General features: G+C 39.3%; 20 protein-coding genes. 9 read left to right on the forward strand and 11 right to left on the reverse strand.

Features of this window, described 5'->3' with window-relative positions:
• Positions 1-384 precede the first annotated feature (384 nt).
• Both ACLSSO_RS10215 and ACLSSO_RS10220 read left to right on the forward strand, forming a co-directional pair.
• Positions 385-849 carry a hypothetical protein gene (locus ACLSSO_RS10215; protein ID WP_413942701.1) on the forward strand — a complete coding sequence of 155 codons (465 nt, stop codon included), beginning with the start codon at positions 385-387 and terminating at the stop codon, positions 847-849.
• A 10-nt stretch (positions 850-859) separates the two neighbouring features.
• A complete protein-coding gene (locus ACLSSO_RS10220) occupies positions 860-1126 on the forward strand; it encodes a hypothetical protein (RefSeq protein WP_413942702.1) in 267 nt (88 codons plus the stop codon).
• Between the two features lie 64 nt (positions 1127-1190).
• Here ACLSSO_RS10220 and ACLSSO_RS10225 read toward each other — a convergent pair whose 3' ends face one another.
• Positions 1191-1382: a helix-turn-helix domain-containing protein gene (locus tag ACLSSO_RS10225; RefSeq protein WP_413942703.1), complete on the reverse strand. Its 192-nt coding sequence runs from the start codon at positions 1380-1382 to the stop codon at positions 1191-1193.
• A 79-nt stretch (positions 1383-1461) separates the two neighbouring features.
• Between ACLSSO_RS10225 and ACLSSO_RS10230 the strand changes: the two genes are divergently transcribed.
• The 4 genes from ACLSSO_RS10230 to ACLSSO_RS10245 all read left to right on the forward strand — a co-directional run bounded on the left by ACLSSO_RS10230 (position 1462) and on the right by ACLSSO_RS10245 (position 3306).
• Positions 1462-1779, forward strand: coding sequence for a helix-turn-helix domain-containing protein (locus ACLSSO_RS10230; protein WP_413944820.1), 318 nt, complete (start codon positions 1462-1464; stop codon positions 1777-1779).
• A gap of 119 nt (positions 1780-1898) precedes the next feature.
• Positions 1899-2129 carry an AbrB/MazE/SpoVT family DNA-binding domain-containing protein gene (locus ACLSSO_RS10235; protein ID WP_413942704.1) on the forward strand — a complete coding sequence of 77 codons (231 nt, stop codon included), beginning with the start codon at positions 1899-1901 and terminating at the stop codon, positions 2127-2129.
• Complete coding sequence (locus ACLSSO_RS10240; RefSeq protein WP_413942705.1) at positions 2130-2522, forward strand: type II toxin-antitoxin system death-on-curing family toxin; 393 nt, start codon at positions 2130-2132, stop codon at positions 2520-2522.
• Between the two features lie 37 nt (positions 2523-2559).
• On the forward strand, positions 2560-3306 hold the full coding sequence (locus ACLSSO_RS10245) for a DUF5677 domain-containing protein (protein ID WP_413942706.1): 747 nt from the start codon (positions 2560-2562) through the stop codon (positions 3304-3306).
• Positions 3307-3318: 12 nt separating this feature from the next.
• Here ACLSSO_RS10245 and ACLSSO_RS10250 read toward each other — a convergent pair whose 3' ends face one another.
• The 3 genes from ACLSSO_RS10250 to ACLSSO_RS10260 are packed head-to-tail and all read right to left on the reverse strand — an operon-like array spanning position 3319 to position 4493.
• Positions 3319-3753 (reverse strand): hypothetical protein, encoded by a 435-nt coding sequence (locus ACLSSO_RS10250; RefSeq protein ID WP_413942707.1) that lies wholly within the window; start codon positions 3751-3753, stop codon positions 3319-3321.
• A gap of 6 nt (positions 3754-3759) precedes the next feature.
• Positions 3760-4068: a hypothetical protein gene (locus ACLSSO_RS10255; protein ID WP_413942708.1), complete on the reverse strand. Its 309-nt coding sequence runs from the start codon at positions 4066-4068 to the stop codon at positions 3760-3762.
• A complete protein-coding gene (locus tag ACLSSO_RS10260; protein ID WP_413942709.1) occupies positions 4047-4493 on the reverse strand; it encodes a hypothetical protein in 447 nt (148 codons plus the stop codon). Before ACLSSO_RS10260 ends, ACLSSO_RS10255 begins: the two co-directional genes overlap by 22 nt.
• Positions 4494-4658: 165 nt before the next feature.
• On the opposite strand from ACLSSO_RS10260, the gene ACLSSO_RS10265 reads away from it, so the two are divergent.
• Complete coding sequence (locus ACLSSO_RS10265; protein WP_413942710.1) at positions 4659-5519, forward strand: hypothetical protein; 861 nt, start codon at positions 4659-4661, stop codon at positions 5517-5519.
• Positions 5520-5666: 147 nt separating this feature from the next.
• On the opposite strand, the gene ACLSSO_RS10270 is transcribed toward ACLSSO_RS10265, so the two are convergent.
• From ACLSSO_RS10270 to ACLSSO_RS10300, 7 genes are all read right to left on the reverse strand, one after another.
• Positions 5667-6236, reverse strand: a complete 570-nt coding sequence (locus tag ACLSSO_RS10270) for a hypothetical protein (RefSeq protein WP_413942711.1) — start codon at positions 6234-6236, stop codon at positions 5667-5669.
• A gap of 83 nt (positions 6237-6319) precedes the next feature.
• Positions 6320-8023 (reverse strand): hypothetical protein, encoded by a 1704-nt coding sequence (locus ACLSSO_RS10275; RefSeq protein ID WP_413942712.1) that lies wholly within the window; start codon positions 8021-8023, stop codon positions 6320-6322.
• Between the two features lie 283 nt (positions 8024-8306).
• Complete coding sequence (locus tag ACLSSO_RS10280) at positions 8307-8906, reverse strand: hypothetical protein (RefSeq protein ID WP_413942713.1); 600 nt, start codon at positions 8904-8906, stop codon at positions 8307-8309.
• 46 nt (positions 8907-8952) lie between these two features.
• Positions 8953-9141, reverse strand: a complete 189-nt coding sequence (locus ACLSSO_RS10285) for a hypothetical protein (RefSeq protein ID WP_413942714.1) — start codon at positions 9139-9141, stop codon at positions 8953-8955.
• A gap of 329 nt (positions 9142-9470) precedes the next feature.
• Entirely contained in the window at positions 9471-9866 is a 396-nt protein-coding gene (locus ACLSSO_RS10290; protein ID WP_413942715.1) for a hypothetical protein, read from the reverse strand.
• Positions 9867-9872: 6 nt separating this feature from the next.
• Complete coding sequence (locus ACLSSO_RS10295) at positions 9873-10184, reverse strand: hypothetical protein (protein WP_413942716.1); 312 nt, start codon at positions 10182-10184, stop codon at positions 9873-9875.
• A 568-nt stretch (positions 10185-10752) separates the two neighbouring features.
• Complete coding sequence (locus ACLSSO_RS10300) at positions 10753-11670, reverse strand: hypothetical protein (RefSeq protein WP_413942717.1); 918 nt, start codon at positions 11668-11670, stop codon at positions 10753-10755.
• Positions 11671-11826: 156 nt separating this feature from the next.
• Between ACLSSO_RS10300 and ACLSSO_RS10305 the strand changes: the two genes are divergently transcribed.
• Positions 11827-12651 carry a hypothetical protein gene (locus tag ACLSSO_RS10305; RefSeq protein WP_413942718.1) on the forward strand — a complete coding sequence of 275 codons (825 nt, stop codon included), beginning with the start codon at positions 11827-11829 and terminating at the stop codon, positions 12649-12651.
• 3 nt (positions 12652-12654) lie between these two features.
• Positions 12655-13338, forward strand: coding sequence for a hypothetical protein (locus tag ACLSSO_RS10310; protein ID WP_413942719.1), 684 nt, complete (start codon positions 12655-12657; stop codon positions 13336-13338).
• Positions 13339-13625: the final 287 nt, after the last annotated feature.

The raw sequence follows: 13625 nt of genomic DNA on the forward strand, positions 1-13625 counted from the left end.
TGACAAAAAATAAGAACAACGTTAAAAAGAATTTTTGAAAGGCATATCCATGAATCGAACTAAAATCCTTGTCGTCATCTTAGCCATTCTCGGAGTAATGACAGCACTCATGCTAATCCGGTCAGATTACTTAAAAGACAGTGATTGTATTGAAGGTGGTGGCTGTTGGGACTATTCTGCCAAAGTCTGCAGAATGAATGAACCTAACGCCCAGGAACTCTGCGATAAATCCATGGGAAAAAATTAGTTCCTAATTCTTGGAACGGTTCTTTAATCTTGAAAATCGCATCGCAAAACCACTCTTAAAACCATTTAAACAGACTTTTAGGGTGGGCATGGCTTTGCAGACGTCCTCCTCTGAGAACATTTTCTCGGAGGAACTAAATGAAAGCATCTCTTTTACCCATTGCACTTCTCTTCGCACTCACCGCCTGTCAAGGTTCTGGTGGCAAAAGTAAACCCACTGAAACGGTCGAATCCTATCCACCAGTTGTGGAAAAGGCTGAAAGAATTGACTGCCAGACTCAGCAGATCACCCTTGAAAGTTTTTGGGGTTTTAATGAACAATTCAAATATGAAATTGAACTTTTAGGCCCCAGATACAAATACGCGGAAACTGAATACGGTTATGACGAAAGAGGCCGCTACCAGTTCACAGTAACAATTACTGGAAAGTGGGAACAAGAAGGTGAATCGGTAAAGCTCGAAACGCTTGCTACAATTATTAAAAAAGATGGCGCTTACTTTTTATTCACTCCAAAAACTGGAGCTTATCTTTCTTTAAACAGATATGAACACCAACGATCCATGAGTACTCAAGAGTACGGTGAACTTTGTCTTTCAAAGTAAGGAGTTTAATATGAAATCGTTATTATTTACCGCTTTCCTGTTTCTATCTTCACAAAGTTTCGCTTTGCAAGGTGGATACTTTGATAATCGAGAACTAGCGAGGATAATCAATGTTCGATTCAAACTTGTCGATTTCGTGACCACGGAAGAGAATTCGTTGCAACTTGTGACTGGTATAGAAAGGCAGGCTCCATGGGAAGAGCTATCGCTGTCCTTGCCAGAGAGGGGTCATCAACTTGTTATTGCCCTTGCGATTATGGTTTTGAAAATAGAGTAAGAAGCGAAGCACGATTCGAGCAATTGCTGCTACCAGAAATCCCTGAGAGCTGGCGAAAACTACTTTAGTCTTCAATTAGGTCTTTGACGCTTACGTTAAGGGCTTTTGCCCATTTCGCGACAGTGGAAAGCTTTGGATCGTAATCAGGCTTAAAATATTTAGCGACGTTTGAAGTCTCAGCACCAATCATCTTTGCGAATGCGTACTTTGTAACTTTCTTCTGCTTTAAAACTTGTGCCAAGCGAACTTTTGCCATGCATCCATTAAACAAGATAACTATTGCACATAATAGCTATCACGTAATATAGCTATCTTGAGGTATAGCTATGACAAAGATGTTTGAAAAAGCCGATCTCCTAGATCAAGCACCAAGCGAACCAAGGAGTTCGGCACGGCCTCTTATTCTTTCTAAGCAACTAGACCGTCTTCTCGCTCATAATGAAATGAGCTATCGAGAACTGAGCCGGGAATCCGGTGTTTCCCTAAAGACTCTCTATCACTGGAGATCCGGCCAAAGGCCTTTAGCTGATGAGAGACTGTTCAGGGTTGCCACCGTTCTAAGGGTCGACTTAGTGGAACTCTTATTCGGACGGACGTCCGAAACCGGATCTGATCTCAAAATTGAAACAATTAAAACGGGGTCCGAGACTTGATACTCTATCGCCTCGGAACGCGCCCGCAGGCAAAAACGTCCTAATTATAGATACTTACAATATCATAATATTATACTAACATTATGCTTATAGTGATATAATGGTCTTGTGAGGTGTTTATGAGAAAAAAGCTTGCGGTTATGGGAAGTTCTATGGGGATTGTTATTGATAAACCAATTATTGAGCTACTGAAGCTTCAAAACGAGGTCGAACTTAAAATTACGGACGACGGCAAAGGTCTTGTTATTTATCCGGCTGAAGAAGAAGTAAAAACTCCAAGAAAGTCTCTTAAGGCTTCTTTGGATAAAGTTAATAAAAAACATGGGAAAGTGCTTAAGCGCTTAAGGTAGATGTCCTATCAATTTTTGACCGTAGAAGAAGTTATTGAGATCAATGAAAATCAAATTACCCTCTACGGCGGAGATTTTGGTATTCGCGATCAAGGTTTGCTTGAGTCCGCAGTTAAATCAGCTGAAGCGACCTTTAACAAAGCATATCTAAACACCTTCCCTTTTGAAATGGCTGCGAGCTACCTGCTCTCGATTTGCCAAAACCACCCGTTCGTTGATGGAAATAAAAGAACCGCGTACGTCGCCGCTCTCGTGTTTTTAGATTGGCATGGAATTGATTTAGAAGTCGATGAAGACAAAGCCTATGAGTTCGTTATGAAGGTAGCTCAAGGTAAAGTTACAAAAGAAGAAGCAGCGAGTTTTCTTGAAACCCACGCTGTTTTGCAAGGATAATACCTTTCAAGTCGTGGGCACAACTTGAAAGGTATTTATGTCAACAGAGTCATTGATTTTAGATGGTTTGCAACTCGCAAGAGGAATCCTTCTTGAAGTGGAAAAGGAACTCGATAACAAACCGAATCCTGACAACCTTTATGTGACTTATGTTGGCGCACTTTTCCTACGTACAAAAGATCTTTATTCGGGTTCTATAGAACTCATTAATTTTAAAAACACGGCTGCCTCAAAGGTTTTACTGCGTACTCTTACTGAAACATACGTATCGCTCTATGGCTGCATTACAGACCGCTCCTTTGCAGACCAAATAATGAATACTTACTGGAAGCAAAAAAAGAAGCAGATAGATAAATTTAAAGATAAGCAGACAGAGCTTGGATTTCCGTTTACGAACGAACAAATTGAAGAAATAAAATCTGATATCGAAAAAACGATGTTTCCGGACACGTCTTCTTTAAGAAATGCTGAGGAAAATTTCCGACGTTTTAACATGGCACCAATGTATCATCAGTACTATAGTTATTTATCAAGCTATACTCACACAGACCCGTATAGTCTGGATGAGCATGTAGACAAGATCGAAAATGCATATGTTTTGATTCCCCATAAGTCATTGAATATCGAGGCGCTTCGCTGCCTACAAATTTCTATGTCACTTTTCACCACCGCATTTCATAATTACGCTACATTTAAAAAATATGACATTAGAGTAGCATCGGTACTCCATGAGAAAAGCGAATCTTGGGCAAAACAAAGGCTAGGCCAACATAAAATGAAGTAGAGGCACTACTATTTATTTCGGCACTTGAGACAAGGCCTTTTTCACAAGATCACGGTGTTCCTGGTCAGCTTCCATCACGGAAAGAATATTTCCCGGGAAGGAAAAGAAGATATAAGACTTTCCAGTTTTTAAATTTACATTCATGCGGCACGCAGTATCCATAAAAGGTAGGATTTCATCTTGGTATGAAGCGTACATAAAAAAGCCAGTGCGATAGCTTAGCTCTCTTTTGCCTTTAAAAACCGTTTCCGGAAGAATAATGTATTGAACTTCAAGATCTTGTATTACTTCTTCAAAGACTTTTCCCTCAACAATCCATTCACTCTTTTGCGCCACCTTCCATAACGGCCATTTTGGAGGACTATCATAGCCGAGCGAACATGCAAAAGCATCGCTACACGAAAAGGAAAGAAATAACGCAAATAATGCAGATAGAGTCTTTGCCATGTTTCACTATCTCCAGTACGCCCTAAAATATATCGAGGCTATAAAACCAACTGCGAGAATAAGGAAAAGGTAACCAATGAAATAACGGACTTTCTCTTTTCTCGTCATTCCACCACTACCCCACTCAACTAATTTTCGCGTGCGCATTTTAAGTTTCAGTTTAGAGTGAAGAACAAGATAGCCACCAACAAAGAGCATAATCGAAATCAAAAACTTTTCAGGTCCACCGAACAGCGGCATTGTTAAGGCCGTCAATGATGCCAACGCCGGAAGCCCAATCATAATCCATGCATTTAGTTTTGCTTCTCTTTCCATTGCTCCTCCCAAAGTGGTTTGCAATCACTCTTTCGAACCTGGAAGCTTCCCACTATTTCTTTCTTTGAATCTAAATATCGATACTCAACTGGGACTTTGTAATCATTCATGAGGGATGTTGCAAATTTGTCCTGGCAGGCACCTTTAAGAAGATGGTCTTTTAGATTGACCCGCCTTGCAGTGAAAATATCTTTCTCGATTGATGTAGAATACACATAAGTAAAGACACCACTCTTAAACTCAGCATTTATCAGCATGGTGTACTGATCAACCATCATCGGTAACTGCTTTTTTAGTTCCGCCGCCACCGTAGAAAGGTCCGCCTTTGGAGGTGTCCATACATACTGAGCCAAAGCGACTCCAAATACAGTTGCAACAAGACTAGAACCAAACACTAAAGTTTTCTTAAAAGATTCTTTCATCATGCCATCCGATAAGTAATGCTTTCTTATCGGAATAAATATGACATAGTTTAGCCCAAAGCCCTGTATCAGAATGAAATTAAAATCGCTAGTAAATTATTCTGTGTATATTCCGAATAAGTACTCCCAAAAGGCACAACAGTGTCTGGCCGAAGATCGGAAGGATAGATGGAACAGTTTGAGGTAAAATACGAAAAAAGATTGGTCGCATTCATTGATGTTATGGGCTTCAAAGAATTATTGAAGCCAGAACCATTCAATCAAAATCAGTTGTCAAGATATTATAATACAGCCTTCAAGTACCTTGAGGAAAAAGAAAGTCTATACTTAAAAAACGCTGAAGATGACAAATTTACGAACATTTTCGTAAGTGATTCAATTATTTTATCGGTAGTCCTTTCAGGAAATGCGACGAATGATTTTCTTAAAGCTGGTCGACTGATCAGCACAATTTCAGAACTCCAATATAGGTTAGCCACTCATGCATCCGTTTGGACACGAGGAGCTTTGTCAATTGGTGATCTTTGTATTGATTCACAAAAGAATGTTCTTGTCGGTCCAGCGTTTGTGCAAGCTTACGAATTAGAACGTCTCGCAAATTACCCTAGGGTTATCATTGACCCAAGAGTCATTAAAGAGTTCTCCATGACCTCTGATAAATTCGTCGAAGAAATGCGTAGCAGCGTTTACCGTAGTTGGCTTATCGGGACAAATGTTCAACCGCTCTGGAGACAGTCGGACTTCAAAAACGATGCAATTCAAATTGATTGGTTTAGCTATGCATTCCACGACCTTGTAGATTTAAACCCCTTCTTTATGGACATTATCAAGCGACAATACTCGAATCAGGAATTATTCATTAAATCAGAATTTTTGGTAAGGTATCTCATCGAGTCTCACTCGAGATATAGGTCTGAGTTTTTTGTCAAAGTGGCAAACAATGATACTTTAAAAAATCGAAATAACGAAATTGCACGTCACTTGGCGGCTCTTTCTTCTGCCGTTAACGTCAACGAACTATTGATTTAATCAAAAATTGATAGAACGTGAACAAGCTAGAGCGAAATGTTGGCGATGCCTTCGGCATGTAGAACGGGTTCGGCGAATCACCGCCTCAGACATTTTTTCCGAAGTGAGATACACCTTTAACTGTTTTCATTTTATTTTAGAAATTTTTTAACTTATTTTCTTATCGATCCCATGCCAGCATTGCAAATAAACAGCAACCCCCAAACTTTCACCAACCTCTTTCGCGAAGTCTTGCGCTAAATCATCTTTTTCAAGTCGCACGATAATAGGTAGAGAAAAAAAATGAAGCCCTTTCCGAAGAAGGATGATGTGTTTGTAAAGCGCGCCATCAAAGTAAAAACGCATAAACCATGGCGGACTAACGACGACGATTTTCCTAAATGATTTGCCCAAATACTTCTTGGAAGTTTTACTTCTTGATAAAAAGAGTTCCCCGCCGGATATGTCAACCGCTGTATATGCAAGCTGCTTAAACATTTTATAAACGGCAACGCCAATGCCAATCATTAACGCCAAAAGAGTCCATCCAAAAAATTCGGAAAAATAGGAAAATAGAATAGGTAAATTCTCGATTTTCATTTTGTCGAGATTAATGTATTCAAGGATAAAAATAATTGGAAATACAATAAGGACCTGAAATCCAATGGCCCTTAAAAACTCCAGAAGCGCCATTTTTCTTAGCTCAGCTACCGAGAGATCACTTACTTTGAATTTCATGTGACCTCCTTCTGTTAACGCCCATTCTTATCGGAATAAATTCATTAAAGTTTAGCCAAAAGCCCTGTATCAGAATGAATATCTTAACCCGTTCTAAATCTTCGTTTTATTCCCACAATAAAAAGATACCAAAGAATCGTCGCTAGAATTGACTGAAACCATGTTACTAAAACATATCTAAAAGCCGTGACCTTAAACCCCTCAAAGAAACTAACCAAACGAAGTGGACCTAACATGTTAATCCCAGAGAATACTGCAGCCTTATAGCACTTAGTTTCTGTTGCGGCTCGGATGGTCCAACTTATTTCAGGCTCTATTCTTTGAGCAACGCCAGACTCTATTATATCTTTGTCAAGCTGAGTAATGGCAACATTGTCAGATTTTTTGGTGTCCACGAAAACTGCATCTGTGAAAAAGAACACCACCACAAAAAATAGCCAAACAACAAACATCCAAAAAAAGGGCTTTGAAACTGACCTGCCATATGAATTTGCTCCGCTATAAAGAAGAGAGAAAAACCATTCGAATTTATCGGCTTTCCAGAGATCCTTTCTACGACTTTCAATTTCATAACTCGAAAATAGGACCTCATCAGAATCATTTGAAATTTTGGACATCATCTCTTTTAGGTTTCTATATCTGCCTTCTGATTCCTTTGACTTAGTGTCTAAAAATTTTGCTCCATGAAATGTAGTCGAATGAGTAAAACCGACGTTCGAAAAATTAGGTGCCAAATAAAATTCGCTAAACTTAAATGAAGCATATCTATAGAATTCGCATTTCATTATTTCGAAATCTGAAATCACGGAGTTTTCAAAGTAAAAATCACTTTCAAAATTAGTGTCAGATATTTTGACCATCTTGGCTTTTTCAAATAAAAATCTAGCATCACGCTTAAATTTCAAAGTGTCGAAGTCGCCTCTCATTGAAATATTGCACATCAAGCCAAAATCAAAAGAAAAATTACAACCCTTAATATAGACTCTATTCAATTCACCCGCATTTATCTCGACATTTTTCTGAAAAGCTACTCCAGCGATATGCAGCTCATTTGATTCAATTTTCAATACTCTAATTAGAGTTTTACCTAAAATTGATACTGAATTATGGTCAATTCTAAAATCTTTAAAATTTACTCCAAAGAAAATGAAGCCGAAAGGTACAACGGATTGGCTATTGCTAACGAGAAAGCTTTCTTTATAAGAAGAATTTTTAATATACAGAGCACTTAACTGGGAGTTGCCCTGTAGCTCTCCTATCAAATTGCATGTAATTGTTGAATGTCGAATTCCAAAAAAATGCGCTTCCAATGCACCTGAAGAAATTTGCAGAGAGCTAATATTTAGATGACTGATTATAATATTGCGAATCTGACAGTTTGACGCTAAAAGGTTAATCTTGTTCTCGTCACCAATAAAAAAAATGCTGAGATTTCTGACCTGAATGCTTTCCAAACGTACACTTTCTTCAAATGTACACATGCGAAACAAAATTCTTTTTCCTTGGAAGGATTGCTTACAAAACAATAAAATTTGTTTTTTGAACTTTGAATCACAGATTGATAGCTTTCCTTGTCCGGAATCAATACCCAAAAGCAAGATTAAATCGACGTCGCCAAGCTTAACAATACAATTACGTGCAATATTTAATCCGGTGATCGATATTTTACCTAGCGCTTTTACTACCGGAATTTCACAGTATTCACGAATCAAATTAGAAATATCTACATTTCCACCAACTTCAATTTGTCGTTTTATTTCCGCCAATATTTCTTCACGTCTATCCATTATGACTCCACTTCAAGAAAATGATATTATCAAACCACAAAAACTACAAATCAGTTTTTGTTTTCAAACTTTCTCAGGAATAATTGTTGGCGATGCCTCCGACATGTAGAGCGGGTTCGGCGAATCACCGCCTCAGACAGATTAGTTTGCTATAGATTGAAGTTATGAGTTGATCAAAACTGGTCATATGCGCGACGGAGGAGCTTCTCTGAAATGAGGCGTACGAGTCAGTACGTCGCAATGAAGGAGAAGCTCGGACAACAAAGCAGATGGCCTGTTTTCATCAACTCATCTTGTCGTTGATGAAAAAGTTGATTTGGGTTTTCAGTCTCTCTTCCTTCTGAAACTCCCTCAACATCCCCAACCTCTCTAAAAGCGGCTGGATACTTTTCCAAGTCGCTTTGATTCTCTCAGGCTTTCGGTTGCCACGAGCTTTAGAGGCTTCTGACTCTAAAAACCAGAGTCCGATATTCAAAGATAAGTTTTCAAAAGGCGTAAGATGCGTACGAGCATTGACCTCTTTTGATAAGTGATTAAAGAAATCAACTTCATTCCACTTAGCGTAAGGACTCACCTCAACAGGTTTTTCAACTTTAGGAATTAGGAGACTTGCGGGCTCTTCGGCATGGACAAAACATTTTACTGTGCGCCATAAGAGATCATCATCTTGTAATTTTTTAAAAAGATTCAGACCTTGAGTTCTTTGCGAGAGTTCAAGCCAGACTTTTCGAAGTTCTTTGGGATGATCGCGCTCTTCAAGCGAAAGCTCAGATTGAACTTCGAAATAGACAAGAGTCGAAAGCACATCGCGCTTAAAAGCTGCTGGCAGCTCAAGCTTCTCAATATGCTCTCGTAAAATGACAAAGCATTCCTTCGGAGACATAGAACCCTTACAAGAAAATACCGGTTGGGATTAAATTTTCTAATTGTTATTTAAGATCAAAATTCTGCAGCAGCGGATTCACTTCGCTTTCAGTTTTCGCACATTCAAAATCGATCAACTCAAGTTGCTCATCAACATAGCCCAGCTCGACATCCAGGACTTCAAGGTCAACATCAAGCTCATTGAAATAGGCTTCGCCATAAGTTTCGGTGTAAATCTCTTTAAATGCACCCACGCTGAACTCCTTCAACGGTTTGATCCGTTGTTGCTTGGTCGGCTTACTAATGCGACGTACCTACCCGTACGCCTTCCTTGCTCGCCTCAATCACGCCTTGCCTGAACCCCATTTGAGGAGACAACGCATTCACCAAGACAAACCTAGGCAAAGCCACGGGTGACCTCTTCCATGTCAAGGAAGCGCGGTCGCTCCCAGGGGAAAACCGCGTCTTTGACCGTACTTTTACATGATTACGGGCTAAAAATAGCCATGTCAAGAAATATGTAAATTTTGTGTAAATCACGACTTACAGATTGTAAGCCGTCATACCAGGAGTTGGGTTACCCTTAAGATCTCAGCGAAACATCAAGCAACCTCGATGCTTCCCCAGCTAATCGAGAAATCTCAATCCATCGCGGATCAACCACGATGTCTTCGTCTTTAAGTTTAGCTTCAAAGGCGACGTCAGCAAAAGCAGCGAAAGCTAAATAGAATGGTTGCAATAAGTCAGCTTCCGATTGATCCAATAGGCCTATAGCAACTGCATGATGTAGATCTTTATTCGAAAGACAATCGCCTAGAAACATCTCAACATCTTCAGAGTAAAACCTTATGACACCGAAAACCTGGCCGCTCCATTCAAGCTTTGTTCGCTCTAGATCAGCTGTATCAATAAGAAAATCAGCAATAAAAATCCGCCAATTCATTCTAGCTTCAGAGTCAACTCTATTCATTTTAGCCACTTTTTATTAGGCATCCTCAAGTCCACCAACATATAACGAGCCGACGATTTCAGCTACTACAATACCAGGTAATGTATCGACCCCTGCCTTCTTCAATGCCTTGCCTGCGGCATCCTTCGCTAATTTATAAACTGCCTCTTTACTAGTAGATCCTTCCCCTTTAAAAATATACTCAGCTGGTGGAAGCTTTTTCTCTTCATCATCGACGAAAATAGTTTTCAAAAAACCCACATTTTCCATTTCATCATGCAAATGTTCGTATGTATTTTCTCCTTCATCTGCATCATGTAGTTCTACACGAACCAAGAATCTAGCCATATTCTCTCCTCCAATACAGACACCATAAGACTGAGAAAAAATCAGGTTTTTCTCAGTCAGGTCTGTCAATGCATAAGTTATGTCTTCGTTTTCTCTACAGAGTTATTTTTAATTTTTCCATATCTCGCCTTCAGCAGATGCTGAAATTTGTCCATCGATATCACAAAGAGAACCATCCAAAACATGAAAGACAGAATATTTGCAGCGAATAGCTCTTTTTCCACTGTTTCGATTTTTAAACTTCCTAGAATACTTACCAATAACGACATCAAGGTGATCCAGGACAATGAAATGAAGCTTGAAAGAAGTTTAAAGGAATGACCTGACTCATTCAAAATTTGAAATCTTCTAAATTCTAACACTGTGGCCATTATGGCAATTGTTGAGACAATGAATCCTAAAAAGGCGCTATACAAAGATGTTAGCGCCGAGCTGAAATTCTTCATTTCATCGACCGAAAATATTGGCTTGAGTCTATCTTTGTAAAAACTGACAACAAAGACACAGACAAGTATTAAAATAATATATGCGATAATCTCCCACTTAAATCGTTCCGACGAGCTATTTATCATCCTACTCTCCTGAGTGTCTGTTGGATGTAATTTAAATTCTCTCTATAGCCCACTTCAATGGCACGATAAGCACTGTCGGACTGTACAATTCGCAATGTCTCGTCTTCTAAAATCACTTCTCTCCGGGACAAAATAAATTCCTGAAGAAGGTCTACCTGGGTAAGAGCTGGATCTCCAGGATCTGCACGTCCAGATAGTTTTACAGTTTTTATCTCAGAGCTGTCATCGTCTGCTCTGTTTGCAACTCGCCGTGCGAAATCCCTCAGCCTCTCCAACATCCCTACTCGAGTACGTGGGTCAATGCTCAAAGTAAAGTTAATATCAGTACAACCAGAAAACTCACTTAACCCATTTACGGCATCTCTAAATCTTCTGTTTCCAACATCTAATAAGGCAAGATCCGCCGATCTGACTTTTAATTCAAACTTCGTAATCATTTGAATATTTTCTAACTTTTCTTGAACCCCTGGATGAGCAATTGGAATTGCCTCAATATTTAAATGAAGTTTTCTGTTTATATAATCCGCTAATTTATTAATTCTAGGACCATAAAAATTAAATTCGAACCCAACAACTCCCCGAGATAAAAACATTACATGAGAAAGATCATTAACCCCTTCGCCGCGCTCTACATTAATATCAATAGGGCGAAATACCCCCTCACCTTCAATTTGTGGTAATCCGCTCTTTCGAGTCTTTCCCCATTTTAGACGACCGATTTCATTGGGGTAGCGATCCATAGCTTGATCGACCCACACTCGGCACACTTCATTGTTCCCCACATCCAAATAAGCCGTCGCATTATTTCTAGAAACTACTGCCAACTGCCCTAATAGATTTCGTAGCTCAGCTTCACTTAATGGTGCATCAGTCATAGTGTTAATAAACTGATAGTAATAGAATGTCCGTTGCATTTTTGATCTCCTGGAGCCACATATCGGCTAATACTGCAGATACTAAATAACTTAAAGTTTTATCAAATTATTTTAACCGCCTTCTCCCCCCTCTAAAATTGAGTATGTATCACATCAATACATAAACTTTTGTTGGTTTTTTCCGATGAAGATAGAATGGAATTGAAAGTTAAAATAATAAATTTCTTTTCAAAGATGTACGATTCCCTCAAAGCAGCAATTCAACTCTGGCTAGCTCGAAGGAGTTTTTATGCCTTCATTATTGACTCTTCCTCAAAAGGATTTCTGACGTCAGAAGAACGCGCGCAAATCGAGGATAGAGCAAAACAACTGTTGTTAACATTTAACGACTTCGGGTCCACAAAGAAAAAAGCTTATCGTGCAGCTTTGTCCAATCTCCAACGTCAATCAGAAATCACAAAAGAAATGGAATTGAACATGGATGCAATCCAAGGATTTCTCCAAATTCCATTCGAAGAAATCGAAAAAGAAAAAACAAAACTTGATCGTCTTCGTTTAATTACTGAAGTTCGCTATGGAAACTTACCAATACTACATCGCTGCCCTATCATCCTTCAAAAAAATGAAATCGCATATTGGTCGGAACCGGCGGAACTGATGGAAGTAAGAGTCATTGGTAGACGATACGAAGGTGGATCTTCTGGGGTAAGCATTCGCATCATGAAAGGCGTCTCCTACAGAGTAGGAAATCATCGCGGCAGAATGGTTACGGATAAAGCTCTCCTTGCCGTCGCTCAAGGACAACTTATCGTGACGAACAAACGTTTGGTCTTCTCTGGCGACGCCAAGTCCTTTGACGTTAAAATTGAAAAAATACTCAATATCAATTACACAGATGACGGAATTCTTTTCACAACAGCTAATCGAGAAAAACCGTATGCTGCCCGTTTCAAAAATCTATCTGATGTGGAGATTGTTGAGGAAATCATTAGAGCAGCAATTCAAAGGTTCGCTGCTTAGGAAATGAAAACAGTCAAACTTTTCTTCAAAATCCTAGCTGTCTTGTTTGCAATCGTTTTGGTTGTGGTATTTCTGCCTTTTATGATTGGATTCATTGATTTTGGTCCGACAGTAGATGCTTATAGAATTAATAATGCAGAGTTCGAGGAAACAACATTCAACGAACTTGCAACACGCCAACAGGTTTCAGACGGAGAAGCGACACGCCCACAATTCCCGGTGACCTACCATGCAATCAAAGCTGGAAAAGGAACTGTCTTAGCCGTCAGATCCTTTCACGATCCCTCGATCGGTTTTGACGACGAAGTTTTCTGGAAGCTTACAATTTGGATGCCCTCTTACAAAGAGGGTGTCTACGACCTTACGAAACAAAATGACATTATTGTCTTCTTCACTCGCGGCGGATCTGCATGGCCAGACAAAATGTGTGCTGGAGAATTGAAGCTTGGGACTCTCACCGTTGAACAAAATCGCATCTCAGTTAATTCGACTCTTCATTGTGAAAAACGAAACAAGGATTTTGAGGTAAAAGGCTCCTGGAAACTCTCTGAGTTAGACGTAAAAAATCTTGATTATTGGATCGGTAAAAAAGGGGCTTCTTACACCTACGAAGAGACATATTATCGAGGAACTTTACACAAAATTCTTAGTTGGTTCTTTGAGAAGTTCTTCGGCAAAGACACATAAGTTGTTGTCCCACGTCATATACACACTGAAATTTAGTGACACACAAATAAGCAATATTCCAATGACAAAATCAAAAGCTCGTCGAGCAATTCAATGCCCTGAAAAATCAAGGCAATACAGTCATTACGTCACAAATAGCTTTAATATAAGCACAGCATCATTGTTCATTGTCATAAATATTCTGAAATAACCTTAACAATTGTATTTTGAAGTACGCAATCACTTGGTAAGATACAAAAAAGATGCTTCTGTGTCCGTTCGAGCAGACACAGAAGCGATAAAAATAA

It is taken from the genome of Bdellovibrio sp. HCB-162 (assembly GCF_047344985.1).
Taxonomy (GTDB): domain Bacteria; phylum Bdellovibrionota; class Bdellovibrionia; order Bdellovibrionales; family Bdellovibrionaceae; genus Bdellovibrio.

Bases quoted from the DNA above. Each gene is read 5' to 3' on its own strand.
- ACLSSO_RS10240 (WP_413942705.1), top strand. From the start codon at position 2,130: ATGTCCTATCAATTTTTGACCGTAGAAGAAGTTATTGAGATCAATGAA.
- ACLSSO_RS10225 (WP_413942703.1), bottom strand. From the start codon at position 1,382: ATGGCAAAAGTTCGCTTGGCACAAGTTTTAAAGCAGAAGAAAGTTACA.
- ACLSSO_RS10250 (WP_413942707.1), bottom strand. From the start codon at position 3,753: ATGGCAAAGACTCTATCTGCATTATTTGCGTTATTTCTTTCCTTTTCG.
- ACLSSO_RS10220 (WP_413942702.1), top strand. From the start codon at position 860: ATGAAATCGTTATTATTTACCGCTTTCCTGTTTCTATCTTCACAAAGT.
- ACLSSO_RS10270 (WP_413942711.1), bottom strand. From the start codon at position 6,236: ATGAAATTCAAAGTAAGTGATCTCTCGGTAGCTGAGCTAAGAAAAATG.
- ACLSSO_RS10300 (WP_413942717.1), bottom strand. From the start codon at position 11,670: ATGCAACGGACATTCTATTACTATCAGTTTATTAACACTATGACTGAT.
- ACLSSO_RS10245 (WP_413942706.1), top strand. From the start codon at position 2,560: ATGTCAACAGAGTCATTGATTTTAGATGGTTTGCAACTCGCAAGAGGA.
- ACLSSO_RS10310 (WP_413942719.1), top strand. From the start codon at position 12,655: ATGAAAACAGTCAAACTTTTCTTCAAAATCCTAGCTGTCTTGTTTGCA.
- ACLSSO_RS10275 (WP_413942712.1), bottom strand. From the start codon at position 8,023: ATGGATAGACGTGAAGAAATATTGGCGGAAATAAAACGACAAATTGAA.
- ACLSSO_RS10265 (WP_413942710.1), top strand. From the start codon at position 4,659: ATGGAACAGTTTGAGGTAAAATACGAAAAAAGATTGGTCGCATTCATT.
- ACLSSO_RS10295 (WP_413942716.1), bottom strand. From the start codon at position 10,184: ATGGCTAGATTCTTGGTTCGTGTAGAACTACATGATGCAGATGAAGGA.
- ACLSSO_RS10230 (WP_413944820.1), top strand. From the start codon at position 1,462: ATGTTTGAAAAAGCCGATCTCCTAGATCAAGCACCAAGCGAACCAAGG.
- ACLSSO_RS10255 (WP_413942708.1), bottom strand. From the start codon at position 4,068: ATGGAAAGAGAAGCAAAACTAAATGCATGGATTATGATTGGGCTTCCG.
- ACLSSO_RS10215 (WP_413942701.1), top strand. From the start codon at position 385: ATGAAAGCATCTCTTTTACCCATTGCACTTCTCTTCGCACTCACCGCC.
- ACLSSO_RS10280 (WP_413942713.1), bottom strand. From the start codon at position 8,906: ATGTCTCCGAAGGAATGCTTTGTCATTTTACGAGAGCATATTGAGAAG.
- ACLSSO_RS10235 (WP_413942704.1), top strand. From the start codon at position 1,899: ATGAGAAAAAAGCTTGCGGTTATGGGAAGTTCTATGGGGATTGTTATT.
- ACLSSO_RS10305 (WP_413942718.1), top strand. From the start codon at position 11,827: ATGGAATTGAAAGTTAAAATAATAAATTTCTTTTCAAAGATGTACGAT.
- ACLSSO_RS10260 (WP_413942709.1), bottom strand. From the start codon at position 4,493: ATGATGAAAGAATCTTTTAAGAAAACTTTAGTGTTTGGTTCTAGTCTT.